The sequence below is a fragment of the Sphingomonas sp. PR090111-T3T-6A genome (genome assembly GCF_000383095.1).
In the GTDB taxonomy this organism is placed as follows: Bacteria; Pseudomonadota; Alphaproteobacteria; order Sphingomonadales; family Sphingomonadaceae; genus Solisphingomonas.
Window position 1 is genome coordinate 13,495 of the sequence record NZ_AORL01000010.1, and the last position, 25,566, is coordinate 39,060.

General features: G+C 67.7%; 20 protein-coding genes. 12 read left to right on the forward strand and 8 right to left on the reverse strand.

The window, feature by feature from the left end:
* Nucleotides 1–109: 109 nt before the first annotated feature.
* From ST3T6A_RS0102865 to ST3T6A_RS21745, 3 genes are all read left to right on the forward strand, one after another.
* A complete protein-coding gene (locus ST3T6A_RS0102865; RefSeq protein WP_026359371.1) occupies nt 110–595 on the forward strand; it encodes an ExbD/TolR family protein in 486 nt (161 codons plus the stop codon).
* 32 nt (nt 596–627) lie between these two features.
* Nucleotides 628–1,056, forward strand: a complete 429-nt coding sequence (locus tag ST3T6A_RS0102870; protein ID WP_026359372.1) for an ExbD/TolR family protein — start codon at nt 628–630, stop codon at nt 1,054–1,056.
* Between the two features lie 86 nt (nt 1,057–1,142).
* A complete protein-coding gene (locus tag ST3T6A_RS21745; RefSeq protein ID WP_193378610.1) occupies nt 1,143–2,147 on the forward strand; it encodes a hypothetical protein in 1,005 nt (334 codons plus the stop codon).
* A 110-nt stretch (nt 2,148–2,257) separates the two neighbouring features.
* On the opposite strand, the gene ST3T6A_RS0102880 is transcribed toward ST3T6A_RS21745, so the two are convergent.
* A complete protein-coding gene (locus ST3T6A_RS0102880; RefSeq protein ID WP_019831385.1) occupies nt 2,258–2,533 on the reverse strand; it encodes a DUF3297 family protein in 276 nt (91 codons plus the stop codon).
* A gap of 255 nt (nt 2,534–2,788) precedes the next feature.
* On the opposite strand from ST3T6A_RS0102880, the gene acnA reads away from it, so the two are divergent.
* Both acnA and ST3T6A_RS0102890 read left to right on the forward strand, forming a co-directional pair.
* A complete protein-coding gene (gene acnA / locus ST3T6A_RS0102885; protein ID WP_019831386.1) occupies nt 2,789–5,467 on the forward strand; it encodes an aconitate hydratase AcnA in 2,679 nt (892 codons plus the stop codon).
* Between the two features lie 197 nt (nt 5,468–5,664).
* On the forward strand, nt 5,665–6,654 hold the full coding sequence (locus tag ST3T6A_RS0102890; RefSeq protein WP_019831387.1) for a glucokinase: 990 nt from the start codon (nt 5,665–5,667) through the stop codon (nt 6,652–6,654).
* 2 nt (nt 6,655–6,656) lie between these two features.
* Here the strand turns inward: ST3T6A_RS0102890 and ST3T6A_RS0102895 are convergent, their stop codons facing one another.
* Entirely contained in the window at nt 6,657–8,795 is a 2,139-nt protein-coding gene (locus ST3T6A_RS0102895) for a TonB-dependent receptor (protein ID WP_019831388.1), read from the reverse strand.
* Nucleotides 8,796–9,035: 240 nt separating this feature from the next.
* Here ST3T6A_RS0102895 and ST3T6A_RS0102900 point away from each other — a divergent pair, with 240 nt between their 5' ends.
* Together ST3T6A_RS0102900 and ST3T6A_RS0102905 are read left to right on the forward strand one after the other, a co-directional pair.
* Complete coding sequence (locus tag ST3T6A_RS0102900) at nt 9,036–9,992, forward strand: alpha/beta hydrolase (RefSeq protein ID WP_019831389.1); 957 nt, start codon at nt 9,036–9,038, stop codon at nt 9,990–9,992.
* Between the two features lie 38 nt (nt 9,993–10,030).
* On the forward strand, nt 10,031–11,407 hold the full coding sequence (locus tag ST3T6A_RS0102905; RefSeq protein ID WP_019831390.1) for an MATE family efflux transporter: 1,377 nt from the start codon (nt 10,031–10,033) through the stop codon (nt 11,405–11,407).
* On the opposite strand, the gene ST3T6A_RS0102910 is transcribed toward ST3T6A_RS0102905, so the two are convergent.
* The 3 genes from ST3T6A_RS0102910 to ST3T6A_RS0102920 are packed head-to-tail and all read right to left on the reverse strand — an operon-like array spanning nt 11,404 to nt 14,841.
* Nucleotides 11,404–11,853, reverse strand: coding sequence for a YaiI/YqxD family protein (locus tag ST3T6A_RS0102910; RefSeq protein WP_019831391.1), 450 nt, complete (start codon nt 11,851–11,853; stop codon nt 11,404–11,406). The two genes, ST3T6A_RS0102905 and ST3T6A_RS0102910, sit on opposite strands and share 4 nt — an antisense overlap.
* Entirely contained in the window at nt 11,850–13,568 is a 1,719-nt protein-coding gene (locus ST3T6A_RS0102915) for a DEAD/DEAH box helicase (RefSeq protein WP_026359375.1), read from the reverse strand. The genes ST3T6A_RS0102910 and ST3T6A_RS0102915 overlap by 4 nt, the downstream gene beginning before the upstream one ends.
* Before the next feature lie 49 nt (nt 13,569–13,617).
* Nucleotides 13,618–14,841: an alpha-galactosidase gene (locus ST3T6A_RS0102920; protein WP_019831393.1), complete on the reverse strand. Its 1,224-nt coding sequence runs from the start codon at nt 14,839–14,841 to the stop codon at nt 13,618–13,620.
* A gap of 178 nt (nt 14,842–15,019) precedes the next feature.
* On the opposite strand from ST3T6A_RS0102920, the gene ST3T6A_RS0102925 reads away from it, so the two are divergent.
* Both ST3T6A_RS0102925 and ST3T6A_RS0102930 read left to right on the forward strand, forming a co-directional pair.
* Nucleotides 15,020–16,423, forward strand: coding sequence for a sugar porter family MFS transporter (locus ST3T6A_RS0102925; RefSeq protein WP_019831394.1), 1,404 nt, complete (start codon nt 15,020–15,022; stop codon nt 16,421–16,423).
* 59 nt (nt 16,424–16,482) lie between these two features.
* Nucleotides 16,483–17,133 carry a glutathione S-transferase N-terminal domain-containing protein gene (locus tag ST3T6A_RS0102930; RefSeq protein WP_026359376.1) on the forward strand — a complete coding sequence of 217 codons (651 nt, stop codon included), beginning with the start codon at nt 16,483–16,485 and terminating at the stop codon, nt 17,131–17,133.
* Here the strand turns inward: ST3T6A_RS0102930 and ST3T6A_RS0102935 are convergent.
* Entirely contained in the window at nt 17,126–18,556 is a 1,431-nt protein-coding gene (locus ST3T6A_RS0102935; RefSeq protein ID WP_019831396.1) for an efflux transporter outer membrane subunit, read from the reverse strand. The genes ST3T6A_RS0102930 and ST3T6A_RS0102935 overlap by 8 nt on opposite strands.
* A 230-nt stretch (nt 18,557–18,786) precedes the next feature.
* On the opposite strand from ST3T6A_RS0102935, the gene ST3T6A_RS0102940 reads away from it, so the two are divergent.
* The 3 genes from ST3T6A_RS0102940 to ST3T6A_RS0102950 are packed head-to-tail and all read left to right on the forward strand — an operon-like array spanning nt 18,787 to nt 21,732.
* The gene (locus ST3T6A_RS0102940; protein WP_051103389.1) at nt 18,787–19,575 is read left to right on the forward strand and encodes a DUF2334 domain-containing protein; all 789 of its coding nucleotides are present in this window, start codon (nt 18,787–18,789) and stop codon (nt 19,573–19,575) included.
* Between the two features lie 2 nt (nt 19,576–19,577).
* On the forward strand, nt 19,578–20,555 hold the full coding sequence (locus ST3T6A_RS0102945) for a hypothetical protein (RefSeq protein ID WP_235785715.1): 978 nt from the start codon (nt 19,578–19,580) through the stop codon (nt 20,553–20,555).
* Between the two features lies 1 nt (nt 20,556).
* Nucleotides 20,557–21,732 (forward strand): glycosyltransferase, encoded by a 1,176-nt coding sequence (locus ST3T6A_RS0102950; RefSeq protein ID WP_019831399.1) that lies wholly within the window; start codon nt 20,557–20,559, stop codon nt 21,730–21,732.
* A 4-nt stretch (nt 21,733–21,736) separates the two neighbouring features.
* Here the strand turns inward: ST3T6A_RS0102950 and ST3T6A_RS0102955 are convergent, their stop codons facing one another.
* Together ST3T6A_RS0102955 and ST3T6A_RS0102960 are read right to left on the reverse strand one after the other, a co-directional pair.
* Entirely contained in the window at nt 21,737–23,665 is a 1,929-nt protein-coding gene (locus ST3T6A_RS0102955; RefSeq protein WP_019831400.1) for a potassium transporter Kup, read from the reverse strand.
* Nucleotides 23,666–23,874: 209 nt separating this feature from the next.
* Nucleotides 23,875–25,302 carry a porin gene (locus ST3T6A_RS0102960; RefSeq protein WP_019831401.1) on the reverse strand — a complete coding sequence of 476 codons (1,428 nt, stop codon included), beginning with the start codon at nt 25,300–25,302 and terminating at the stop codon, nt 23,875–23,877.
* Between the last annotated feature and the right edge of the window lie 264 nt (nt 25,303–25,566).

Genomic DNA, 25,566 nt, shown 5'->3' on the forward strand with positions numbered 1-25,566 from the left:
CCGCCTTTCCTTCGGGCGGGGCGGCGGCCGTGGCAGGCGGGCTCCGGCCCGCCCGCCGCGGTTACAAGGCGCCCCAGGGCGCTCGCGAGAACGATAGGAATCTTATCCGATGGCAATGAGTGTGGGAGCCGAGAGCGGCGACGACGTGCCAATGTCGGACATCAACACGACGCCGCTCGTCGACGTCATGCTGGTGCTTCTGATCATCTTCCTGATTACCGTGCCGGTCGTGGTGCAGACCGTGCCGCTCAAGCTGCCCAACGTGCGCAACGAGCCGACGCAGACCAAGCCGGAGAACGTGAACCTCTCCGTCAAGGCCGACAGCGCGGGCACCTGCGAGGTCTACTGGGGCCGCCAGAAGGTCACTTCGCAGGAGCTGCTTGATCGCTCGGTGGCGAAGCTCAAGGCCCAGGTCGACAAGCTTGGCGGGCCAGCCAACGTGACCCCGGACAACCTGCCCGAGGCGCATATCCGTGGCGACGTGAACACCCCCTACAAGTGCATTGGCGGGACGGTGACGATGTTGCAGCGGGCCGGCTTCCTGAAGGTTGGCTTCATTTCCGAGCCGCCGCCGGGTGGCAACCCGCGCATGTAATGCCGGCTCGAGCAATTCTGGAGTAACCACCAATGGCAATGGCCGCAGGCACCGCCGAAGGCGAGCCCATGATGGACATCAACACGACGCCGCTGATCGACGTCATGCTGGTGCTCCTCATCATGTTCATCATCACCATCCCGATCCAGACTCACGCCGTGAAGCTGGACCTGCCGGTGAACACCAACAGCAATCCGCCGCCCATCAACCCGACCAAGAACACCATCTCGACCGACGCGGCCGGGGCGATGTTCTGGAACGGTCAGCCGGTGCCGGATCTGGTGACGCTGCGTCAGTATATCGACCTGACGAAGAACCTGCCGGACGAGCCCGAGCTGCATCTGCTGCCGGACCCGAACACCCGCTACGACACCATCGACAATATCCTGGCGGTGGTGAAGAAGTCGCAGGTCGGCAAGTTCGGCTTCGAAGGCAATGAGCGTTACGCCGACGCCTTCTGATCCGGTCTGATCGGACGAGAAAACAAGGGCGGTCCCAGCGATGGGGCCGCCCTTTTTCTGTGTTTGTTGCTTGAGGGGAGGGAGTGATGGGGCGACGGGTTTGGGGAGTATTGCCGTGGGTGGCCGGGCTCGGCCTCGCCATGCCGGTAGAGGCGGCGGACTGGTCGGGCACATGGGCGGCGCGCACCGTCGATCGCACCTATGAGATCGTTTCCATCAGTCCTGTGAAGGAGACGGGCGGTTCCGCGAAGGAGGCCGGCGGTTGGAGCGTGACGATCCGGCGGCCGAAGGGAAGCTGGCTCTATGCGGGCGGCATGGTCGGCAAGCTGGGCGGGGAGATCGAGAGCGCCCCTTATCGCGTGTTGTCGGAGGCTCCCGATCAGTTGGAGATCGCGAGGCAGGCGGAGGGCGGAAACGGAACGCGCTACCGCCTCACGAAGCAGGCGGACGGGCAACTGCTTCTGGCGATTGAGGGCACCGGCGCGGAGATGTTGCTGGATCGGGCGCGGCCAAGCGAAACCGTGTCGTCCGGCTGGCCGAACGGCGAAGAGATTGCGCTGGTCGAGCACTGGCCGGACAATCCCGAGATGACGGCGATGTTCGATCAGGATCAGGCGGCCCGGAACATTCCCCTGGGCCAGTCGATCGACTGGACGGTGGTGAGGCCCGCCGACGAAGCGCGGCGGAAGAGGGCGGAGGCGCTGATCGCCGCCGGCGCGCTGCATAGCGGGGCGGATTTCTACCATGCCGCCTTTATCTTCCAGCATGGCGAAGATGCGTCGGATTTCCTCAAGGCCCATGTGCTGGCCGTCGCAGCGGCGGCGCGGGGTTATCGCTCGGCGAGCTGGATCGCGGCAGCCAGTCTGGACCGATATCTCCAGAGCAAGAAGGAGCCGCAGATTTTCGGCACCCAGTATCGCATTCCCCCGGATGCGCCCGCGACGCAGGAGCCTTATGATCGTGCGCTCGTCACGGACGGCTTGCGGGCGGTGGCTGGCGTCCCCTCGTTGGCCGAGCAGGAGAAACGCCGGGCGGCCTATGATGCGCATCGGCCTCCGGCTCAGGCCCCGATCGCTAAAGGCGCAAAGTAAGACCCACCGCAATGGCGGGCGGGGCGGGCGTCATCGCCCCATGGAGAGAGGGCGCATCCTCCGCTTCCCCGCCCTTGGCCAATGGGAAGCGGAGGCTGGCGAACCGGGCCTCAGCCCTCCGCGCTGTCCTCGGCCTCGGCGCCGGCGGCCGGCGTCTGGTAATAAGGCTCGACCTGGCCCTTGAGCTTCAGCGTCATCGGCATGCCCTTGCGGTCGAGCGAGCGGCCGGCCGCGACCTTGATCCAGCCTTCGGAGACGCAATACTCCTCCACATTGGTCTTCTCGACGCCGTTGAAGCGGATGCCGACGCCGCGCTGGAGGACTTCCGCGTCATAAAGCGGGCTGCGCGGGTTGACGGAAAGCCGGTCGGGGGGAGTGTCGCTCATCGAATTCATCCGCTGTTGAGGAGAGGGGCTGCCGCGCCCCGATCGCGCGGCTGATAGCCGGTTCGCGCCCGCTTTCCAATTCTCGTCGGCGGTTCGGGTGCGGGCTGCATTGAACGCAGGTTCGATGGATGGTTCGGGGATTGCAATTTTTGCATGGTGAGAGGGGTGTAACGGTCCATCGCGCCCTTTCCCCGGGATAAGCCCCTTGCTAAGGGCCTCGCCAGACTTTCCCTTCCCCAACACAGGAACCGCGCCATGACCGCGATCGGACAGGACACTCTCTCCACCCGAGACACGCTGGAAGTCGGGGGCAAGACCGTCCACTTCTACTCGCTGGAGAAGGCGGCCGCGCAGATCGGCGACGTGTCCCGTCTGCCCTTCTCGATGAAGGTGCTGCTGGAAAACCTGCTCCGCTTCGAGGACGGCACCACCGTCACCGTCGACGACATCAAGGCGATGGTCCAGTGGCTTGCCGACAAGACCAGCGAGCGCGAGATCCAGTATCGCCCGGCGCGCGTGCTGATGCAGGACTTCACCGGCGTGCCCTGCGTGGTCGACCTCGCCGCGATGCGCGACGCGATGAACCACCTCGGCGGCGACGCGCAGAAGATCAATCCGCAGGTGCCCGTGCACCTCGTCATCGATCACTCGGTGATGGTCGACGAGTTCGGCACGCCCAAGGCGTTCGAGGACAATGTCGAGCTGGAATATCAGCGCAACTCGGAGCGCTATGAGTTCCTGAAGTGGGGCAGCAAGGCGCTCGACAATTTCAAGGTGGTGCCGCCGGGGACGGGCATCTGCCACCAGGTGAACCTCGAGCATATCGCGCAGGCGGTGTGGACCAGCGAAGCCGCTGACGGCACGACCGTGGCCTACCCCGACACCTGCGTCGGCACCGACAGCCACACCACGATGGTGAACGGCCTCGGCGTGCTCGGCTGGGGCGTGGGCGGCATCGAGGCGGAAGCCGCGATGCTCGGCCAGCCGGTGTCGATGCTGATCCCGGAAGTCGTCGGCTTCAAGCTGACCGGCGAGCTGAAGGAAGGCATCACCGCCACCGACCTCGTGCTGACCTGCACCCAGATGCTGCGCGCCCGCGGCGTGGTCGGCCGCTTCGTCGAATATTTCGGCCCGGGCCTCGCCTCGCTGAGCCTCGCCGACCGCGCGACGCTCGCCAACATGGCGCCGGAATATGGCGCGACCTGCGGCTTCTTCGGCATCGACGAGAAGACCCTCGACTATATGCGCCTGACCGGCCGCGACGAGGACCAGATCGCGCTGACCGAAGCCTATGCCAAGAAGCAGGGCCTGTGGCTCTCGGCCGACATGGCGGACCCGGTGTTCACCGACACGCTCGAGCTCGACATGTCGACCGTCGTGCCGTCGCTCGCCGGCCCGAAGCGCCCGCAGGACAAGGTCGTGCTGACCGAGGTGGACGACACCTTCAACGCCGATCTCGCCAAGGTCTATAAGCATGACGCGCCCAAGCGCGTCGCCGTCGAGGGCAAGGATCATGACATCGGCGACGGCGACGTCGTCATCGCCGCGATCACGAGCTGCACCAACACGTCGAACCCGTCGGTGCTGGTCGCCGCCGGCCTCGTCGCGCAGAAGGCCAACGCGCTCGGCCTGAAGCCGAAGCCGTGGGTGAAGACCTCGCTCGCGCCCGGCTCGCAGGTCGTGACCGACTATCTCCAGAAGTCGGGTCTCCAGACCGATCTGGACGCGATCGGCTTCAACCTCGTCGGCTATGGCTGCACCACCTGCATCGGCAATTCGGGTCCGCTCGCCGAGCCGATCTCGAAGGCGATCAACGGCAACGACATCGTCGCCGCCTCGGTCCTCTCGGGCAACCGCAACTTCGAGGGCCGCGTCTCGCCGGACGTGCGCGCCAACTTCCTCGCGTCGCCGCCGCTCGTCGTCGCCTACGCGCTGAAGGGCACCGTCACCGAGGACTTCACGACCACGCCGATCGGCACGTCGAAGGACGGCCAGCCGGTGTTCCTCAAGGACATCTGGCCGACCAACGCCGAAGTCCGCGCGCTGATGGACGCCAACATCGACCGTGAGATGTTCTCGTCGCGCTACGCCCATGTCTTCTCGGGCGACGCGAAGTGGCAGGCGATCAACGTCACCGGCTCGGACACCTATGCGTGGAGCGCCTCGTCGACCTACGTCGCCAACCCGCCTTACTTCGAGGGCATGGGCATGGCGCCGAAGCCGGTCGTCGACATCGTTGATGCCCGCCCGCTCGCGATCTTCGCCGACTCGATCACCACCGACCACATCTCGCCAGCCGGCTCGATCAAGGCGGACAGCCCGGCGGGCCGTTACCTGACCGAGCATCAGGTCTCGCGCGCCGACTTCAACAGCTACGGCTCGCGCCGCGGCAACCATGAAGTCATGATGCGGGGCACCTTCGCCAACATCCGCATCAAGAACGAGATGGTCCCCGGCATCGAAGGCGGCATGACCAAGTATGTGCCCACCGGCGAGGTCGAGGCGATCTACGACGCCGCGATGCGCTACAAGGCGGACGGCACGGCGCTCGTCGTGGTGGCTGGCAAGGAATATGGCACGGGCTCGTCGCGTGACTGGGCGGCCAAGGGCACCAACCTGCTCGGCGTCCGCGCGGTCATCACCGAGAGCTTCGAGCGCATCCACCGCTCGAACCTCGTCGGCATGGGCGTGCTGCCGCTCCAGTTCGCCGAGGGCGTCGACCGCAAGACGCTGAAGCTCGACGGCACCGAGACCTTCACCATCCGCAACGTCGCGAGCCTGCGCCCGCGCCAGACCGTGACGGTGGAGCTGACCCGCGCTGACGGCTCGAAGGAGACCTTCGAGACCCGTTGCCGGATCGATACCGTCAACGAGCTTGAGTACTTCCTCAACGGCGGCATCCTGCCCTACGTGCTGCGCAAGCTCGCGGCGTAATCGGCGGGAGCCTCTTAGGCTCGAAAGGGGCGGGGCGCGGCATCAGGCTGCGCCCCGCCCTTTGCGTTTCGGCGTCCCAGCGCTCCCTTCCGCCGCCTGGAAGGGCCCATTCTGCTTCCTCTCGCGTTCTTTACGCCCCGGCAAGGCCCGCTGGCCTAGGGTGCGCCGCAAGAACATAGAGTGACGAGAGGATTGCCATGTACGGGTTTGTCGATGACGAGAGCCGGCTCGCCATCGTCGGCGATGTCGGGCGCCGGGCGGTGCGGCTGGGGCTGACCGACGGCGAGGGACGGCTGCGCCGCGACACCATCTGCTCCTACAGTCCCGGCGAGCAGAGCACGATCGCTGGCGCGCTTGCCGCTTTCGGGCAGGCGCATCGCCTGCCGCGCCTGCCGCGCCGCTGCGCCATCGCCGTGTCCGGCGCTCCGGTGGGCGAGACGATCGCGATCACCAACAGCCGCTGGTTCATCTCCCGCTCGGGCCTGCGCGCCATGCTCCAGGCCGAGCCGCTGATCCTCAACGATTTCGCCGCCAACGCCTGGGCGCTTACCAGGCCCAACGGCGCGGCGCGGCTGCGCCCGCTCGAAGGAGCGGCGCCGGCGCTCGACGAGACGGGCACGACCTGCCTGATCGGCATCGGCAGCGGCCTCGGCGTCGCCGTCATCATGCGCGACGGAGCCGGGCGGCCGCATGTGCTGCCGACCGAGGCTGGGCATTGCCATTTCATGGGCGGTTGCGCCGAACTCGCGCCGGTGCTCGCCGGCCTCAACGACGGGCGTCGGCCGCTGACGGCCGAGCGGCTGCTGTCGGCGGACGGGCTGGCAGCGCTCTATCGCTGGTATGCCACGCAGGAGCGGTGCGCGGTGCGCGGCACGCTGCCGGCGGAGATCGCGCGCTCCGCCGCGAGCCATGGCGACCGCGCGGCGCGGCTCGCGGTCGAGAGCTTCGCGGCGGCGCTCTGGTATTTCGCGGGTAACATGGTGCTGGCCTATGGCGCGTGGAACGGCGTGGTGCTGACCGGCAGCGTCACGGCGGCGCTGCACGATCTGCTGCGCCAGCCTGCGCTGACGCAGCATTTCATGCTCCACGGGCCGCACCGCCGCGCGCTGGCGACGGTGCCGCGCGCGACGGTGGAGCTGGATCATGGCGAGCTGGAGGGCGCCACGCAGGCGCTGCTCGCCCACTAGGATCAGATATCCTTGGTGATGCCGACGAACACGCCCCGGCGCGGGCCGAACTGCGGCGCGCCGACGCCGATGCCGGACCCGTCGCGGATCTCGTACTTATGGTCGCCGATGTTGGTGACGTCGACGCGGACCTCGATCCCCGGCGTCTCGAACTTGTGGCTCGCGGTCAGGTTGAACTGGGCGTAGCCGGGCAGCGCATCGCCGTTCGGCACTGCGCCGTCGGTGCGCAGGCCTGATCCGTAGAGCATGTCGCCGCCGATCTTGGTGCCCGCCAGAAAGCCGTCGCGGAAGCTGTAGGAGATGCCCGCCGAAGCCGTGTAGGTCTGGTCGTGATCCAGATAGATATAGTGGTTCCGGATGTAGGCGAGATCGTCCGGCGAGAAGCTGAACTGGCTGGAGACGATGTCCTTCCCCTGCGCCTTGGCATAAGCGAAGTTGCCGTACACGAGCCACGGCCCGTGCTGATAGGTGATGTTGCCCTCGACGCCGTGGATGCGGCCGCGGCGATAGTTGAAGGGCGTCAGGATGATCGGCGCGCCGAACTGCCCCTCGTCGACGAGATTCTTCGACGTGCGGTAATAGCCGTCGATGCTGATCGTCACGGGGCCGAGCTTCTGCTGGGCGCCGACATCGAAATAATTCTGCCGCTCGGCGAAGGGCGTGGTGTTGAGCGCGCCGTCGGGCGCGGCGGCGCTGGTGCCGGCGAACCTGGCGATGCTGGTGGTGGCGACATTCTCGAACGGCGGCGGCGAGAAATAGCGGGCATAGCCGGCGTGGAGCGTTGTGCCATGGCCCGCTTCCCACACCGCGTTGACGCGCGGGCTGAACTGCTGCTCGCAGCGGAAGCCGCAATAATGGTCGTAGCGGCCGCCGAAGTTGAGCGTGACGGCGGGCAGAACCTTCCACTCGTCCTGGAGATAGACGCTCTCGGTCCACTCGGTCTTGCCGCTGTTGTCGACGATGCCGATCGGCTGGCCGGTCTGCGCGCCGGTATCGTCCACGGGGAAGACGAAGGTGTCGGTGTCGCTGGTCCCGCGATCGCGGCTGATGATGACGCCCGCGCGCAGCGTGTGACGGTCGGAGAGCTTGTAGGCAGCCTCCGATTGCAGGCCGACGGTGAAGTCCTGCTTCTTCGCCTGCTGCGCCTGCCCGTTGAAGAGCAGCTCGCCGGTGATGTCCGGGCGATAGACCAGCTCGGAATAGCGGGCGTAGAGCGAGGTCTGCCACGTCAGCGGCCCGGCATCGTGCAGCCAGGACAGTGCGCCGAAGCCGGTGCGTTCGAGCTGCCGCTCGTTCAGGTCATCGGAGAGATAGTCGGTCTTGCCGCCGACATCCCAGCCGGCATCGGGATGCAGCCCGCGCGGGTTGGGGATCTGGAAATAGTCGTTCGAGAAGCCGCCGATAAACGAGATCCGGTCCCCGTCGCCGAGGATATGATCCACATAGGTGAAGGCGTTCACCTGATCGGTCTTGTCGTGGAGCGGGGTGGAGGAGCCGTCGACGCTCTCGATGCCGAGGCCGTTGTGGCGATAGCTGCCCGAGACGAAATAGTTGGTCGCCCCGTCCGAGCCGCCATATTCGGCGCTCGGCTCGATCCAGTCATGGCTGCCGCCGTAGAGCGAGATGTCGCCCTTGTTCTGGAAGCCGGTCTTGGTGGTGATGTCGATGATGCCGGCGGTGCGCAGGCCGTATTGCGCGGGCAGCGCGCCGGTCAGCAGGTTGAAGCTGTTGATGAGCCGCGGCGACAGCGTCTGGCCGAAGACGGCGAGGCCTTCGGGCAGGATGGTGCCGTTGATGCGATATTGCAGGCCGTTGTGGTCGTCGCGGACATGGAGCTGGCCGAAGCCGTCCTGCACCACGCCGGGCACCTGAAGGATGAGCTGGTTGAGCTGCTGGTTGTCGCCGCCGGGCAGGGCCTGGATGGTGGCATTGTCCACGCCGTAAGCGGTCGCGCCGAGCGAGGGCTGGATCGCCGCGCGCGCGGCATCGAGCCGCTGGCCGGTAACGACGATGGCGGGCGTCGAATCCGCATCGCTGCCGGTGTCGGCGGCGGGGGCGACGGTGGAGACCTGCGCGAAGACGGGGGAAGTGACGAGGGCAAGCGAGGTGGCACTCAGCAACAGAAGCGACTTCGGCGGCATGTCGGTCTCCGAGGGGATCGACTGTGAGATAGTGTAACATGACATTCAATGGGAAGTGACAAATGGGTAATGGGGGGAAATTCATGGCGGTGCGGAATCCGTGCAACGGTTTGATGTTTCGAGATAAGCTCTTCCGCTCTGTGCGCCCTCGCCGCACACGCGAATAATCGTTTCGGTGGGGTTGCGATTCCGTGCGGGTAGGCGTCTGTTGGCGATGGCTCGCCGTCATGGAGTTGCCGGATGAAGCGCTTTGTCGTTGCGTCGCTGCTGTTGATGTCCCCCGCCATGGCGCAGGCCGTGCCGATCGAGAGTTTCATCGAGGCGCCGGGTCCGCAGGGGCCGCTCAAAGGCACGATGCTGGCGCCGGAAGGGAAGGGCGCGCCGGTGGTGCTGATCCTCCCCGGCTCGGGGCCGACCGATCGGGACGGGAATAGCCCGCTCGGCATCAAGGCCTCGACCTATCGCCTGCTGGCCGAGGGGCTGGCGGCGCGCGGCATCGCCTCGGTGCGGATCGACAAGCGCGGCCTTGGCGGCAGCGCGGGGGCGGTCGCGGACGGCAATGCCGTCACGATGCAGGATTATGCGACCGATACGAAGGCGTGGGTCCAAACGATCCGGGCGAAGATGGGCGCGCCGTGCCTGTGGCTGCTCGGCCATAGCGAGGGCGGCACGGTCGCCCTGGAGGCCGCGCAATCCGCCACCGGCATTTGCGGCCTGTTGCTGGTTTCCGCTCCGGGGCGGCGCCTCGGCGAAGCATTGCGCGCGCAGCTCCATGCCGGCCTGCCGGACGCCTCGCTCCTCCGGCAGGCCGACAGCGCGATCGATACGCTGGAGGCGGGGCGGAAGGTGGATGTGTCGGGGATGCCTCCGGTCATCCGGTCGCTCTTCGATCCGCGCGTGCAGGGCTACCTCATCGACGCGATGGCGATCGATCCGGCCAAGCTCGCCGCCGCCTATAAGGGGCCGGTGCTGATTGTGCAGGGCGAGCGGGACATTCAGGTCCCGGTGGCGGATGCGCAGGCGCTCAAACAGGCGCATCCCGCCGCGAAGCTGGTGCTGCTGTCCGATACGAACCATGTGCTGAAGACGGTCGCCAGCGATGCGCGCGACGCCAATGTCGCGACCTACGCCGATCCCTCGCTGCCGCTCGCGCCGGGCGTGGTGGACGCGATCGCGGGGTTCGTGAGCGGCCGATAGGCCTTGCCAAAGCCGCCCCGCTCGGACAGGCGGGGGGCATGACGGGGATGCAGGCCAAAGAGCATTGGTGGCGCAGGGAAGCGAAGGCGACGGTGGCGCTCGCTTATCCCCTCGTGCTGACCAACCTCGCACAGGCGCTGATCCCGGCGACCGACGTGGTGCTGCTCGGCTGGGTCGGGCCGAAGGCGCTCGCCGCGGGCGCGCTCGGCGTCAATCTGTTCAACGCCTGCATGATCTTCGGCGTCGGGCTGATGATCGCCGCCTCGCCGATGGTCGCCCGCGCGCTCGGGCAGCGCGCGCACAATGTCCGCGATGTCCGCCGCACGGTGCGGCAGGCCTTGTGGACGGCGGTGGCGGTGGTGATCCCGATCTGGCTGCTGCTCTGGCACGCCGAGGCGATCCTGCATCTGTTCCGGCAGGACCCGGAGCTGTCGCACATGGCGCAGCAGCTCGTCCGGCCGATGATGTTCGGGATGCTGCCGCTGTTCGGCTATCAGGTGCTCAAGTCCTTCGTCTCGGCGCTGGAGCGGCCGGGCTGGGCCTTTGCAGTCGGCGCATTCGCGGTGATCTCCAATGCGATCATCAATTACGGGCTGATCTTCGGCCGCTTCGGGCTTCCCCAATGGGGCCTGTTCGGCGCGGGGCTGGGAAGCACCATCTCCAACACGATCATGTTCGGCGGGCTGGCGATCGTGGTGATGCGCCATCGCCTGTTCCGCCGCTATCACCTGTTCGGCCATTTCTGGCACGCCGACTGGCCGCGTTTCATCGAGGTGTGGCGGCTGGGCCTGCCGATCGCGGTGACGCTCGGCATGGAGGTGACGATCTTCAACGCCGCCGTCTTCCTGATGGGCCTGATCGGCGAGGCGGAGCTGGCGGCGCACGCGGTGGCCATCCAGATCGCCTCGCTCTGCTTCATGGTGCCGCTCGGCATCGGACAGGCGACGACGGTGCGTGTCGGCATCGCCTATGGCCGGCAGGACCGGCTGGGCGTGGCACGCGCCGGCTGGGCGGCGTTCGGCCTGACGATGCTCTTCATGATCTGTCTGGCCTCGATGATGCTGCTGGCGCCGCGTTTCCTCGTCGGGCTGTTCCTCGACGTGCACAACCCCGCCAACGCGCATGTCGTGGGGCTGGCGGTGGCGTTCCTGACGGTGGCGGCGCTGTTCCAGATCGTCGACGGGGCGCAGGCCGTCGGTGCAGGCATGTTGCGCGGCATCCACGATACCGCCGTGCCGATGCTCTTCGCCGCATTCGGCTATTGGGGCGTGGGGTTGGGCACCGCGATCCTGTTCGCCTTCCATTTCGGCTGGGGCGGCGTTGGCGTGTGGATCGGCCTTGCGACGGGCCTCGCCTCGGTGGCTGTGCTGATGATGGCGCGCTGGGCGCGGCGGGAGCGGCTCGGCCTGATCTAGCGCGAGAGCCGGACCAGCGCCTCGTCGAGCGACTGGAGGAAGCGCGAGCGATCCTGCTTCGAGAAGGGCGCGGCCCCGCCGAGCTGGTCTCCGCCGGCGCGCAGGTCCGCCATGATCGCGCGGGTCGCGATGGCCGCGCCGATCGAGCTGGTCGTGAAGGGCTTGCCGGTGGGTGCGATCACGGTGGCGCCCGCTTTCAGGCAGCGATCGGCGAGCAGGATGTCGGCGGTCACCACCACCGCGTCCGCCGCCGCCAGTTCCGCGATCCGGTCATCGGCCGCATCGAAGCCGTCGCTCACCGTCTCGCGTGTGAGGAGCGGGTGCGGCGGCACGCGCAGGAAGCTGTTGGCCACGAGCGTCACCGGCACTTCCCGGCGGAAGGCGACCTTGTAGATCTCCTCCTTCACCGGGCAGGCGTCGGCATCCACGAGGATGCGCGGGATCATCCCCGCGGGCGGTAGGGCGCGCGCGGCGGGCGGGCGTTGCCGCCGGGGCGACGGGGAGCGCCCGGACCACCCGGACCACGGCGATGCGGGCCACCCGGACCGCGAGGCCCGCGCGGTGGCGGGCCACCGGCGGCCGGCTCGATCAGCACGTCGCCTTCCTCGTCATTCCCGGCGGTGCGCTTGAGCGCGGCCGAGAAACGCTGGGCGGCGGCGGGGTCGATCTCGAACATCGTGTGGTCGGCAGCGATGCGGATCGCGCCCACCTCCTGCTTGGTGATGTGGCCCCGGCGGCAGAGCAGCGGCAGCAGCCAGCGCGGATCGGCGTTCTGCTGACGGCCGATGTTCATCTGGAACCACACGCCTTCGACGCGATCGGCGCGCTCGCGGCGCTGCGGCGGCGAGTCGGACTGCTCGATCAGCGACTCGGGCGCCGGCATCCGCCCGCGATAGGCGCGGACGAGGGCGGCGGCGATGTCCTCGACGCTGCGCTCGGCGATCAGGCGCTCGGCGATCGCGCGATCCTCCTCGTCGGTCTCGATCGGCTGGAGCAGCGTTTCGAGCAGGCGCTCGCGGTCGGCGGCGTGGACCTGCTCGGGCGTCGGGGCGGAGATCCACTCGGCCGGGATGCGCGCGCCCTTCAGCATCATGTCGACCCGCCTGCGGCGCGGATAGGGCACGATGAGGGCGGCGATGCCCTTCTTGCCGGCGCGGCCGGTGCGGCCCGAGCGGTGCTGGAGCGTTTCCGCGTCGCGCGGCAGCTCGACATGGACGACGAGGGTGAGCGACGGGAGATCGATGCCGCGCGCCGCCACGTCGGTGGCGACGCAGACGCGGGCGCGCTTGTCGCGCAGCGCCTGGAGCGCCTGGTTGCGCTCGGACTGGCTGTGCTCGCCCGACAGCGCCACCGCCGAGAAGCCGCGATCGACGAGGCTGGCGTGGAGATGGCGCACCGCGTCGCGGGTCGCGCAGAACAGGATGGCGGTGTCCGGCTCGTGGAGGCGCAGCAGGTTGACCACCGCATTCTCGATGTCGGCGGGGGCGACCGTCACGGCCTGATAGCTGATGTCGCCATGGCCGCGATCCTCGCTCACGGTCGAGATGCGCAGCGCATCCTTCTGGTAGCGCTTGGCGAGCGCGACGATCGGCTTGGGCATGGTCGCCGAGAAGAGCAGCGTGCGGCGGCCCTCGGGCGTCGCGTCGAGCAGCTCCTCGAGATCCTCGCGGAAGCCCATGTCGAGCATCTCGTCCGCCTCGTCGAGCACGGCGACCTTGAGCTGCGACAGGTCGAGCGCGCCGCGTTCGAGATGGTCGCGCAGGCGGCCGGGCGTGCCGACGACGATGTGCGAGCCGTTGGCGAGGTTCCGCCGCTCACGCGAGGCATCCATGCCGCCGACGCAGGTGGCGATCCACGCGCCCGCCTTGCCATAGAGCCACATCAGCTCGCGGCTGACCTGAAGCGCCAGCTCGCGCGTCGGCGCGATCACCAGCACCTTGGGCGCGCCCGACGGGCCGGCCGTGCCGTTCTCGTTCAGAATCTGCGCCGCCATGGCGAGGCCGAAGGCAACGGTCTTGCCCGAACCCGTCTGCGCCGAGACGATCAGATCGCGGCCATCGGCCTCCGGCTCGATGACGGCGGCCTGGACGGCGGTGGGGGCGGCATAGCCGCGCGCGGACAGGGCCTCGGCAAGCGTGGCAGGCAATCTGGAGAAGGGCATCGGCCGCAAATGGCGATTTTCGCGCCAAGCGCAAGGCCTTTTCGTCGATTCAGGGGCGGAGTACGACCATCGAGACAGCGTGAGGCGCCACGGAAGCGGCGTAAGAGCCCGCCTTCTGGCCCAGATCGCGATGCCCCCACACATCGCGCGCAGCGAGCTTGAGAGCAGGCGGCAGATCCAGCATCGACCAGTCGGCGCGAATCGTCCGGGGGCTGTCGCCGCGGTTGAGCAACAGCAGCGCGCGGCCGCCGTCGGCCAGCGGCTTCGCCCACACCTCGCCGTCACCATCCTTCGCGACGCGATGGCCCTGACGGCCGAGCGTATCCTGATCCACCGCGATCACCTCGCGGTTGGTGAGGATGGCGCGGATCTCGGGCGTCATGTGCGCCACGTCGTTGCCCGCGATCAGCGGCGCGGCCATCATCGACCAGAGCGAGAAATGGGTGCGATATTCCTCGGTGGTCATGCCGCCATTGCCGACCTCCAGCATGTCCGGGTCGTTCCAGTGGCCGGGGCCGGCATAGGGCCACAGCGGCTCATTCTGGTCGACGATGCGCATCATGCCGTTGGAATAGGTGACGGTGCCGTCCCACTTGTCGGTGATGTCGCCGGTGGTGCGCCAGAGATTGCCGATCTTCTCGGCCCACAACCACGCCTTGTTCTGCCCCCATTCGCACATCGAGAAGACGATCGGCCGCCCGGTGGCGCGTAGCGCGTCGGCCATCAGCGCATAGGCCTCCTCAGCGTTGCGCGTGCCGGTCGAGCACCAGTCGTACTTCAGATAGTCGACGCCCCAGCGCGCATAGGTGGCGGCATCCTGATATTCGTGGCCCTGGCTGCCCGGCCGCCCGCCGCAGGTGAGCCGCCCCGCATCCGAATAGATGCCGAACTTCAGCCCCTTCGAGTGGACATAATCCGCCAGCGCCTTGATCCCGGAGGGGAAGCGGCCGGCGTCGGCGGTGATGAAGCCTTGGGCATCGCGCGCGCCCTGCCAGCAATCGTCGATCACGACATATTGGTAGCCGGCGTCCCTCATCCCGCTGGAGACGAGCGAATCGGCGGTGTCGCGGATCACCTGCTCGTTCACCTTGCAGGCAAACTTGTTCCAGCTGTTCCAGCCCATCGGCGGCGTCCGGGCGAGGCCGTTGGCGGTGCGGCCCGGTTCCTGGCTCGGCGGGAGGCGATTGGGGTCCGGCGCATCGTCCGCGCAGGCCGCCCCGGCGAGGCTCGTCCCGGCGATCAGGCCAAGCATCAGGCGGGCCAGCTTCCGCATCCGTCTCTCCCCGTTATCTAAAATGATCTTATAATTTATGGTCAGAGACAGGCCGTCCCGCAATGCGGATTTGCACCGCGCTGGGCATCTGTTACGCAACGCCTCGTCGCGCTAGCGGAAGCGTCCGCCCGCGATCATGCGGCACGACGGGCGTGGACGCGAGAACGGGAGAGGCGGAATGCGCGCAGGCGCAAGCAACAATATGGGTTTCATCGTCCTCATCAGCGGGGTGGCGACGATCGGCGGCTTTCTGTTCGGTTTTGACAGCGGTGTTATCAACGGCACCGTCGAGGGCCTTCAGCAGGCGTTCCATACCGACAGCGCGGGCACGGGCTTCAACGTCGCCTCCGTTCTCCTCGGCTCGGCATTGGGTGCCTTCGCGGCGGGCCGCCTGGCCGACGTGTTCGGCCGCCGCGCCATCCTGCTGCTCGCGGCGCTGATGTTCGTGGTGAGCGCGCTTGGCGCCGGCGCGGCTTCGGGTTCGGCGATGTTCGTGGTCGCCCGCATCATCGGCGGCTTCGCGGTGGGCGCGGCCTCGGTGCTGTCGCCGGCCTACATCTCCGAAGTGACGCCGGCCGCGACGCGCGGACGCCTCGCCTCGATCCAGCAGATCATGATCATCATCGGCCTGACTGGCGCCTTCTTCTCCAACTATATCCTGGCGCAGGTCGCGGGTTCGTCGACCGCTCCCTTCTGGGGCGGCTATGAGGCGTGGCGCTGGATGTTCTGGATGCAGACCATCCCGTCGACGATCTTCTTCTTCGCGCTGCTCTCGATCCCGGAAAGCCCGCGCTTCCTCGTCGCCAAGGGCCGCCGTGACGTTGCGCTCGGCGTGCTGACCCGCCTGATGGGCGCCGAGGCCGCCGAAGCCAAGCTTACCGAGATCGACGCCTCGCTGAACCACGATCACCGTCCGCGCTTCGCCGACCTGATCGACAAGAACACGGGCAAGATCCGCAAGATCGTGTGGACGGGCATCGGCCTCGCCACCTTCCAGCAGTTCGTCGGCATCAACGTCGTGTTCTATTATGGCGCGGTGCTGTGGCAGGCGGTCGGCTTCTCGGAGGCGGATTCGCTCAAGATCAACGTCGTCAACGGCTCGCTCTCGATCCTCGCCTGCCTGCTCGCGACCGGCGTGATCGACAAGATCGGCCGCAAGCCGCTGCTGCTGATCGGCTCGATCGGCATGACCATCACGCTGGCCGCCGTCGCCTATGCCTTCTCGACCGGCGGCCTTGATCCGGCGGGCAAGCTGGTCCTGTCGCACGGCATGGGCATCTTCGCGCTGGTGAGCGCGCTGGCCTACGCGGCGCTGTTCAACCTGAGCTGGGGCCCGGTGATGTGGGTGATGCTAGGCGAGATGTTCCCCAACCAGATCCGCGGCGCCGGTCTGGCGGTGAGCGGCCTGTTCCAGTGGACGGCCAACTTCATCATCACGCTGACCTTCCCGATCCTGCTCCAGAAGGCGGGCCTGACCAGCGCCTATGCCCTCTATGCGTTCTTCGCGCTGCTCTCGATCGTCTTCGTGGTGAAGATGGTCCATGAGACGAAGGGCCTGGAGCTGGAGGCCATGGAAGGCTGACAGCCGTTACGGGATCGCCGGGCGGCATGGTCGCCCGGCGATCGTCATGGGAGGTCTCGATGCTCGTTCTGCACAGCTGGACCACGCCCAACGGCCGCAAGGTGCCGATCCTGCTCGAAGAGCTGGGCCTCGCTTACGAGATCCATTTCGTCGACATTTCGAAGAACGAGCAGTTCGAGCCGGATTTCCTGGCGATCGCGCCCAACAACAAGATTCCCGCGCTGGTCGATTATGGCGCGGAAGACGGCCCGCTCTCCATCTTCGAGAGCGGCGCGATCCTGACCTATCTCGCCGACAAGCATGGCCGCTTCCTGGCTCCCCACGGCCATGCCCGCTGGAAGGCGATGGAGTGGCTGTATTGGCAGGTCGGCGGCCTCGGCCCGATGCTGGGCCAGCTCGGCTTCTTCGCGGTGCGCTCCAAGGAGAAGGCGCCGCTCGCCATCCATCGCTTCACGGAGGAGGCCGAGCGGCTGCTCGGCGTGCTGGAGCGGCGGTTGGGCGAGGCGCGCTATCTCGCCGGCGACGACTATACGATCGCCGACATCGCCGCCTATCCGTGGATGGTGGGGGCCGCCACCGTCCAGAAGGAGGTGCTGGCCGACGCGTTCCGGAACAAGCCGGCCATCGCCCGCTGGATGGACGAACTCGGCGCCCGCCCCGCCGTGCAGCGGGGCATGGCGATCAAGCCGCCCCCCAAGGGGATCAGCTGATCCCGCCGCCCAGCGCGCCGTAGAGCGTCACGAGGTTGGTCTGCCGCGCCAGTCGCGTCGTCACCAGCGCCTGCTGGGCCGAATAAAGCGTCCGCTGCGCGTCGAGCGTGGTCAGGAAGCTGTCGATGCCGTTACGATAGCGCGCCTCCGAGAGTTTCGCCGCCGTATCGGCGGCCGTGGCACGGGCGGCGCGGGCCGAGACCTGCTCCTCGATCGTGCCGCGCTGGGCCAGCGCATCGGAAACCTCGCGGAAGGCGGTCTGCACCGACTTGCGATAAGTCGCGACCGCCGCGTCCCGGCTCGCCTCGGCGTAGCGGAGGTTCGCCTTGTTGCGTCCGAAGTCGAACAGGGTGAGCGCGCTCGATCCGCTCGCATTCCACGACCAGGTGCCGCCCGTGAACAGATCGGACAGCGCGCTCGATGCCGAGCCGGCGGCGGCGGTGAGCGAGATGGTCGGGAAGAAGGCCGCCCGCGCCGCGCCGATATTGGCGTTCTGGGCCTTGAGCTGATCCTCCGCTTCGATCACGTCGGGACGTTTCAGCAGCACGTCCGAGCTGACGCCCGCCGGCAGGTCGGCCAGCGTGAAGTCGGCGGTGCCGAGGCCGCTCGGAAGCTGCTCGGGGGGCACGGTGGCGCCGACCAGCAGGTTGAGCGCATTCTGATCCTGCGCGATCTGGGTGGTGAGCTGGGCGACGTCGTAGCGGGCGTCCTGAAGGTTCGTCTCGGCCTGCTGGAGGTCGAGTTCGGAGGCGACGCCCTTCTCGAACTGCGCGCGGGTGAGGTCCACCGACTGCTGGAAGCTCGCCAGCGTCTGCCGCGACAGGGCGAGCTGGTCCTGATCGGAGCCGAGCGTCAGCCATGCGGACGCGATCTCGGCGATCAGGCTGATGCGCGTCGCGTCCTGCGCCGCCTGCGTGGCGAAATATTGCTCGCGTGCCGCCTTGGTGAGGTTGCGCACGCGCCCGAACAGGTCGAGTTCGAACGACGAGATGCCGAGGTCGGCGGCATAGCTCTTGGTCGTGCCGCCGGTGTCGTGCGGGCCGCTGGAGCTGGAGCCGACGCTGGCCCCGTTCGATCCGCTGTGGCGGATGCTGGCCGTGCCCATCGCGTCGACCGTGGGCAGCAGGTCGGCGCGCTGGACGCGATACTGGGCGCGCGCCTGGAGCACATGGGCGGCCGCGAGCTGGAGATCCTGATTGTTGGCGAGGCCCTGCGCGATCACCTGCCGCAGCCGCTCGTCCGTGAAGAAGCTGCGCCAGCCGATCGCGGCGGCGTCGGCCGCCGTGGCGCTGGTGGCGGGATAGGCCGGCCCCTGCGGAAAGGCGGACGGCACGGCCGGCGTCGGCCGCTTGTAATGCGGCGCGAGATCGCAGCCGGCGAGCAGGGTGGTAGCCAGAAGGCAAGCGACTAGGCGACGGTACAAGATGGTCTTCCCGTGAGCTGCGCTTCCCCTTGGCGTCATGCTCAACACCAGCGGCGCGCGCTTGGCAAGCGTCCCTGTCATCGAAATGCCCTTCCAGCGCATTACGGTAGCTTCATTTGGCGCGATCTGGCGGGGATGGTAATTCCGCCATGAACAGGCGCCGAATGGTGTGGCGCGTCGAGGGGCGCAGTCGTGTGAGACGCGCAACCTGGGTGTCGAGAGTGTCCGATCTGAACAGCCGATCCTATGCCGATTCCGCAACCGTCCGCTCCGGGGAGCGGACGTTGCTGGCGTCGATCCACGATGTCGGTCCGCGTTTCGAGGCGCAGGTGGACGCGCTGGCGGATCGGCTGTCGCGCCATCTCGGCGGCCCGCGCTTCGCGATGCTGGTGGTGCCCAACCATTGGGGCGAAGCGCCGCTCGGCGAGGCGCGCGCCTTCCAGGCCAAGCTGCGGGAATGGGCGAGCCACGGCGTCGAGATGTTCGTGCACGGTTGGTTTCACAAGGACGGCGGCAGCCACAGCGGGGCCGCGGGCTTCAAGGCGAAGCATATGACGGCGGGGGAGGGCGAGTTCCTCGGCCTCTCGAAGCCTGAGGCGCTGCGCCGGATGCAGGACGGCCGCGCGCTGATCGAGGATATCATCGGCCGCCCGACGGCGGGCTTCATCGCGCCGGCCTGGCTCTACGGCCCCGGCGCGCGTGAGGCGCTGGGCGATGCGGGCTTCGCCATGGCGGAGGACCATATGCGCGTCTGGCGCCCGTCCGACGGGGCGGTGCTGGCGAAGGGGCCGGTGGTCACCTGGGCGAGCCGCAGCCGCGCGCGCATCCGCAGCTCGCTGGCCTTTGCCGCTCTCGCGCGCACGGCGCTGCGGCCGCTGAAAACGCTGCGCATCGCCGTCCATCCCGGTGACACAACCGTCACATCATTGCTCGATAGCATCGATGCCAGCCTGTCCGCGGCTGTGCGGCATCGTCGGGTCGGGCGCTATGCCGATCTGTTGACGAGGGCCGACGCTTGAAGATGAGTGCTCCCGAAGGCCTCGTGCTGGAGGCCGAACACCAGCTCCTCGACGGCTGGATCGGCGAGGACGGGCAGACCCCGACGCCGGAGCTGGAGGCGCTGGCCGCCGGTGCGCCGCGCTGGCGCCAATGGCTCGGCCCGCTGTTGTCGCTCACCATCGTGGGCGGCGTTCTTTTCAAGATCGGCGGCGTCGATTTTGGTAGGATATGGGCCATGCTGCCGGCCAACCCGCTCTTCTGGCTGCTGTTCGCGACCGCCTATATGGCGCAGCCGCTGAGCGAGTGGGTCATCTTCCATCGGCTGTGGAGGCTGCCCGGCAGCGCGATCCTGCCGCTGATGCGCAAGCAGGTGGGCAACGAGATCCTGCTCGGCTATATCGGCGAGGTCTATTTCTACGGCTGGGCGCGCCGCCATTCGGAGTTCGTGGCGGCCCCCTTCGGCGCGATCAAGGATGTCACCATCCTCTCCGCCATGCTCGGCAACCTGACGACGGTGGTGGCGCTGGCGATCGGCTGGCCGTTGCTCGCCCAGCTTCCGGCGGGGCTGCACGTGCAGGCGCTGTCCGGATCGATCGGCGTCGTGATCGTCACCTCGCTGGCCGTGATGCTGTTCCGGCGGCGGCTGTTCAGCCTGCCCCGCACGGAGCTGTGGTTCATCTCCGCGCTGCATCTGGCGCGCATCGTCGGCGGCACGCTGCTGCTCGGCGCGATGTGGCACATGCTGCTGCCGGCGGTGCCGCTGTCGTCGTGGGTGATGCTGGCGACGTTGCGCCTGCTGGTGAGCCGCCTGCCGCTCATCCCCAACAAGGAACTGGTGTTCGCCGGCCTCGCGCTCTTCCTGATCGGCCGCGACGCGGCGGCGGCGGACGCGATGGCGCTGATGGCGAGCTTGTTCCTCGTCACGCACCTTGTCGTCGGCGTGACGCTGGGCGCGACCGAGCTGGCGGAGACCGCCCGCCGCCGCGCGAGCTTCGCCTGACATGCGGATCGTCGACGTCTGCGCCTTCTACGCCCCGCGCGGCGGCGGCGTGAAGACCTACATCGACCGCAAGCTCGCCGCCGGCCCCGCGCATGGCCATGAGATCATCGTCGTGGCCCCCGGCAAGGAGGACCGCACCGAGATACGCGGCCCTCATGCCCGCATCGAATATCTGGCGGCGCCGCGTTTCCCGTTCGACCGCGCCTATCGCTATTTCCCCGACCAGGAGATGATCCACGCCGCGCTCGACCGGCTGCGCCCCGACATGGTGGAGGCCTCCTCCCCCTGGCGGACGGCGGAGGCGGTGGCGAGCTGGCGGGGCTCGGCGCCGCGCGCGCTGATGATGCACGCCGATCCGCTGGCGGCCTATGCCTATCGCTGGTTCGGGCAGGTCGCGAGCCGCGAGGCGATCGATCGCGGCTTCGACTGGTTCTGGCGGCACCTCCGCCGTCTCGACGCGCGCTACGACCTCGTGGTGAGCCCCAGCCGCAGCCTCGCGGAGCGGCTCGCCGAGGGCGGCCTCCGCCATGTCGTGACCAACCCGCTCGGCATCACGCCCGGCGAGTTCTCGCCCGAGCGGCGCGATCCGGCGTTGCGCGCGCGCCTGCTGGAGCGTTGCGGGCTTGGCCCTGACGCCACGCTGCTGCTCGGTATCGGCCGGCACGCGCCCGAGAAGCGCTGGCCGATGGTGGTCGATGCCTGCATGGCCGCCGGCTATGAGCGGCCGGTCGGCCTCGTGCTGGTCGGCGATGGGCGGGAGCGGGCCAAGGTCGTCCGCCATGTCGGCGAGAACCCGCACGTGTTGCTGCTCGCCCCGGTCTATGACCGGCCCGCGCTGGCAGGGCTGATGGCGAGCGCTGACGCGCTGATCCATGGCTGCGAGGCGGAGACCTTCTGCCTCGTCGCGGCGGAGGCGCGGGCCTCGGGCCTGCCGCTGATCGCGCCCGATCGCGGCGGCGCCTCCGATCAGGCGAGGGACAGCGGCGGCGAGGTCTATCGCTCGGCCGATGCAGGCTCGGCGGCACAGGCGATCCTGCGCTTCATCGATCGCGGAGTGGAACGCCTCGGCACCGAGGCGCGGGCGAGGGCATCCGCCACCCGCACGCTCGACGCCCATTTCGCGGACCTGTTCGCCCGCTACGAAAGCCTCGTCTCGGCGGCGCGCCGGGCCGCCTGAGGCCTCAGATCTCGACCTGACTGCCCAGCTCCACCACGCGGTTGGGTGGCAGCTTGAAGAACTCCATCGCGCTTTCCGCGTTGCGGAGCATCCACGAGAACAGCCCCTCGCGCCACAGCGCCATCGCCGGCCGCTGCGCCGCGATCAGAGTCTGGCGGCCGAGGAAGAAGCTCGTCTCCATCAGGCGGAAGGGCGGGCCGCAATCGGGCGCGCGGGCGAGCGCCGCCGGCACGTCGATCTCCTGCATGAAGCCGTAGCGCAGGATGATGCGGAAGAAGTCCGGCCCGAGCTGCTTCACCTCGACGCGGCGGCTGTCGTCGACGATCGGCTGGCCGACGATCTTCACCGTCAGGATCACGATGCGCTCGTGCAGCACCTTGTTGTGCTTCAGATTGTGGAGCAGCGCGGGCGGCGCACCCTCCATCGAGGCGGAGAGGAAAACCGCCGTGCCCGGCACGCGCTTCACCGACTTGATCGCGGACTTGATGAAGATGTCGAGCGGCATCGCGCTCTCGAACAGCCGCTCGCGAAGCAGCCGCCGTCCCGTCGCCCAGGTGGTGAGCGCGGTGAAGGCGCAGGCGCCGACCAGCAACGGGAACCAGCCGCCATCCGGAATCTTGGTGAGGTTGGAAGCGAAATAGGCACCGTCGACGATCAGGAAGGCGCCGATGAGAAGGCTGGCCGCCCAACGGTTCCACTTCCAGATGGTGAGCACCAGTACGCCCAGCATGGAGCTGGTGATGACCATCGTGCCGGTGACGGCGATGCCATAGGCCGAGGCGAGGCTGCCCGAATTGCGGAAGCCCAGCACCAGCAGGATCACGAAGGCGAGCAGCAGCCAGTTGACCAGCGGGATATAGATCTGTCCCTGCGCGGTGGCGCTGGTGTGGCTGATCTTGAGGCGCGGCAGGAAGCCGAGTTGCACCGCCTGCTGCGTCACCGAATAAGCGCCGGTGATGACGGCCTGCGACGCGATCACGGTGGCGATGGTGGCGAGGCCGACCAGCGGCAGGCGCGCCCAATCCGGCGCCATGCGGAAGAAGGGATTGTCGATCGCGCTCGGATCGTCGAGCAGCAGGGCGCACTGGCCGAGATAGTTGAGCAGCAGGCAGGGGAAGGCCACATACAGCCACGCCACGCTGATCGACTTGCGGCCGAAATGGCCCATATCGGCATAGAGCGCCTCGGCCCCCGTGACCGCGAGCACCACCGAGCCCAGCGCCAGGAAAGCGAGCTTCGGATCGAGCAGGAAGAAGTTGAGCGCCCACCACGGGTTGATCGCGCCGAGGATGCGGGGATCGCGGACGATGCCGCTAAGCCCCATCGCGCCGATCACGAGGAAATAGAACAGCATGATCGGCCCGAAGATGCGGCCGACCTTGGCCGTGCCCCGCGACTGGATCAGGAACAGCCCGATCAGGATCACCAGCGAGACGGGCACCACGAAGGCCTCGAAGCCGTTGCCGACCACCTCCAGGCCCTCGACCGCGGAGAGCACCGAGATCGCCGGCGTGATGATCGCGTCGCCGTAGAAGAGTGCCGTCGCCAGCACACCGAGCAGCACGATGCCGCGCGTCCACTTGCCGGTGCCGCGGTTGCGCACGATGAGCGCGAGCAGCGCGAGGCTGCCGCCTTCGCCGTCATTGTCGGCGCGCATGGTGACGAGGACGTACTTGATCGTCACGACCAGCGTCATCGTCCAGAAGATCAGGCTCAGCACACCGAAGATGTGCGGCCGGTCGATCGCCAGCGGATGCGGCCCCGCGAAGCTCTCCTTCAGCGAATAGAGCGGCGAGGTGCCGATATCGCCGAACACCACGCCGATCGCGCCGACGGCGAGCGGCACGAGCTTGCCGCTGCCATGGCCGGCATGGACGCCCGGATGGTCGTCATGGCCGCTGGCGGGGCTTGGAGAGGCGAAGGCTTGCTGCATAGGATCGATGGCGTCTTTGCTGCATCGCGGAATCGCGAAGCCGGCGGCCTATGGGCTTTCGGGCAAGGGAAATCTACCGGGAAATATCGATCTGACCAGTCGGCTCCGATGATCCGATGGTCAAAAAAAGAGGCCCGCCGCACGAAGCGACGGGCCGAAAGGAAGGGAGAACGCCACCGGTGCGGTCCGGCGGGCGCGTCCCCGGGGGATTAGAAGCGGAACTGGCCGAAGACGCCGATCTCGTTGTAGGTGCCATGGCCGCCGAGCAGCGGGGTCGCCGCCGGGTTGGCGCCACCGATCGTGCCGTTCTGCGTGGAGATGGTGCCGTTGTCGACCGAGTCGCGCTTGTAGACGATGGCGAGGTCGACGATCTTGGTCGGCTCGTACTGGATACCCATGTTGTAATAGTGGTCGCGGGTGTTGGTGCTCTGCGACGCGGCGGTGCCCAGCTTGTTCGGGCGGACCCAGTCGTAGCGGCCGAACACGCTGAACTTCGGAGCGAAGTTCACGTTGCCGAACACCGAGTAGCCCTCGGCCTTGTCCTGCGTCACCGAGGCAACGCTGTTCCAGTTCTTGGCGTAGAAATATTCGCCGCCGATGTTGAACAGCTTGTTCTTGTAGCCGATCAGGGCGTCGCCGCGCTGCGCGGTGTGGTGGGTGGTGCTGCCCTCCACGTCGCTGCCGCGCTTGCCGGTGTAGCCGCCGATGGCAGCGTAGGCGCCCTTGTACTGCGCCGAGATACGGCCTTCGACGTCGACCGAGTTGGTGACCTTGACGTTGCGGTAACCGCCGCCGTCGACGACCGAGACCTGGTAGCTCAGCAGGCCGCCGGCGAGATCGCCGAGGACGTGGACACCCCAGTCGGCCGAGGTGCCGAAGCTGATGCGATCGATCAGCGTGTTTTCGATGTGGCGGTAGCCATACTGGTTTTCAGCATAGGGCACCCACGGCAGATCGGCCGAGCCGACGCGGATGATGAAGGCCGGGTTCAGCTTCGCCTGGAGATAGGCCTTCTTGATGTAGAAGCCGCGGCCGACGAGGCCCGGTGCCGCCGACGAGTTGAAGTTGCCGTTCGAGGTCTGGCCGACGACGTTGGACGCGTCCATCGTCAGGTTGGCCGAGAAGGTGCTGTCGAACGTGTGGTCGACGCCGAGGTAGAAGCGCTTGATGTTGAAGCCGGTGCCGTTGCCGGCCTGCTTCACGCCGTTCGACTTCTGATCGATGTTCGAGAAGTTGAAGTACATGCGGCCCGAGATGGTGGTGTCGTTGGCCCACGCATTCTTCGGCTTCGGCTGCTTGGCGAGCGCGGTCTTCACCTCGGTCGGCACGGCGGCCTGCGCGGCGGCGGCCTGCGTCTGGGCGGCCTGCGCGGCGGTGGCGGCCGAAGCGGCCTGCGTCTGCGCGGCGCTGATGGCGGCGGTGGTCTGGGCCTGGCTCTGCTCGGTGCTGTCGAGACGCTGGGTCAGCGCCTGAATCTGCTGGCGAAGCGCCTCGATCTCGGCGTCACGCTTGTCGGCCTTCGGGGCCGCATGATGAACGACCTTCTTCTTGGTGGCAGCAGCGGCCGGCGTGGCGCCAGCAACAACAAGCGCGATGCCGATACCCGCTCCGGCGAGCAGGTTGAGCTTCGTGTTCATGAATAACCCCTTTTTTCCAGCCCGCCGCTCGCGAGCCTTCGGGGCGTCCGGTAGCCAGCCTCCGTGACGAGTGGGTGATGGGAGTGTTTCACTTTCGTGACGATCCGGGCGGCCGTCCAAGGTGTGATAAATATGTCGCTGCCGGGCCGGAGGGACGGTGGATCGCGAACCCTACGGATTCCGGGCGATCCCGAAGAGGAGGACTGCGACGGGGCTCGACAGGCCTCTCGACCCCCCACGAGGGGTGACCGTCACAATTCGCCG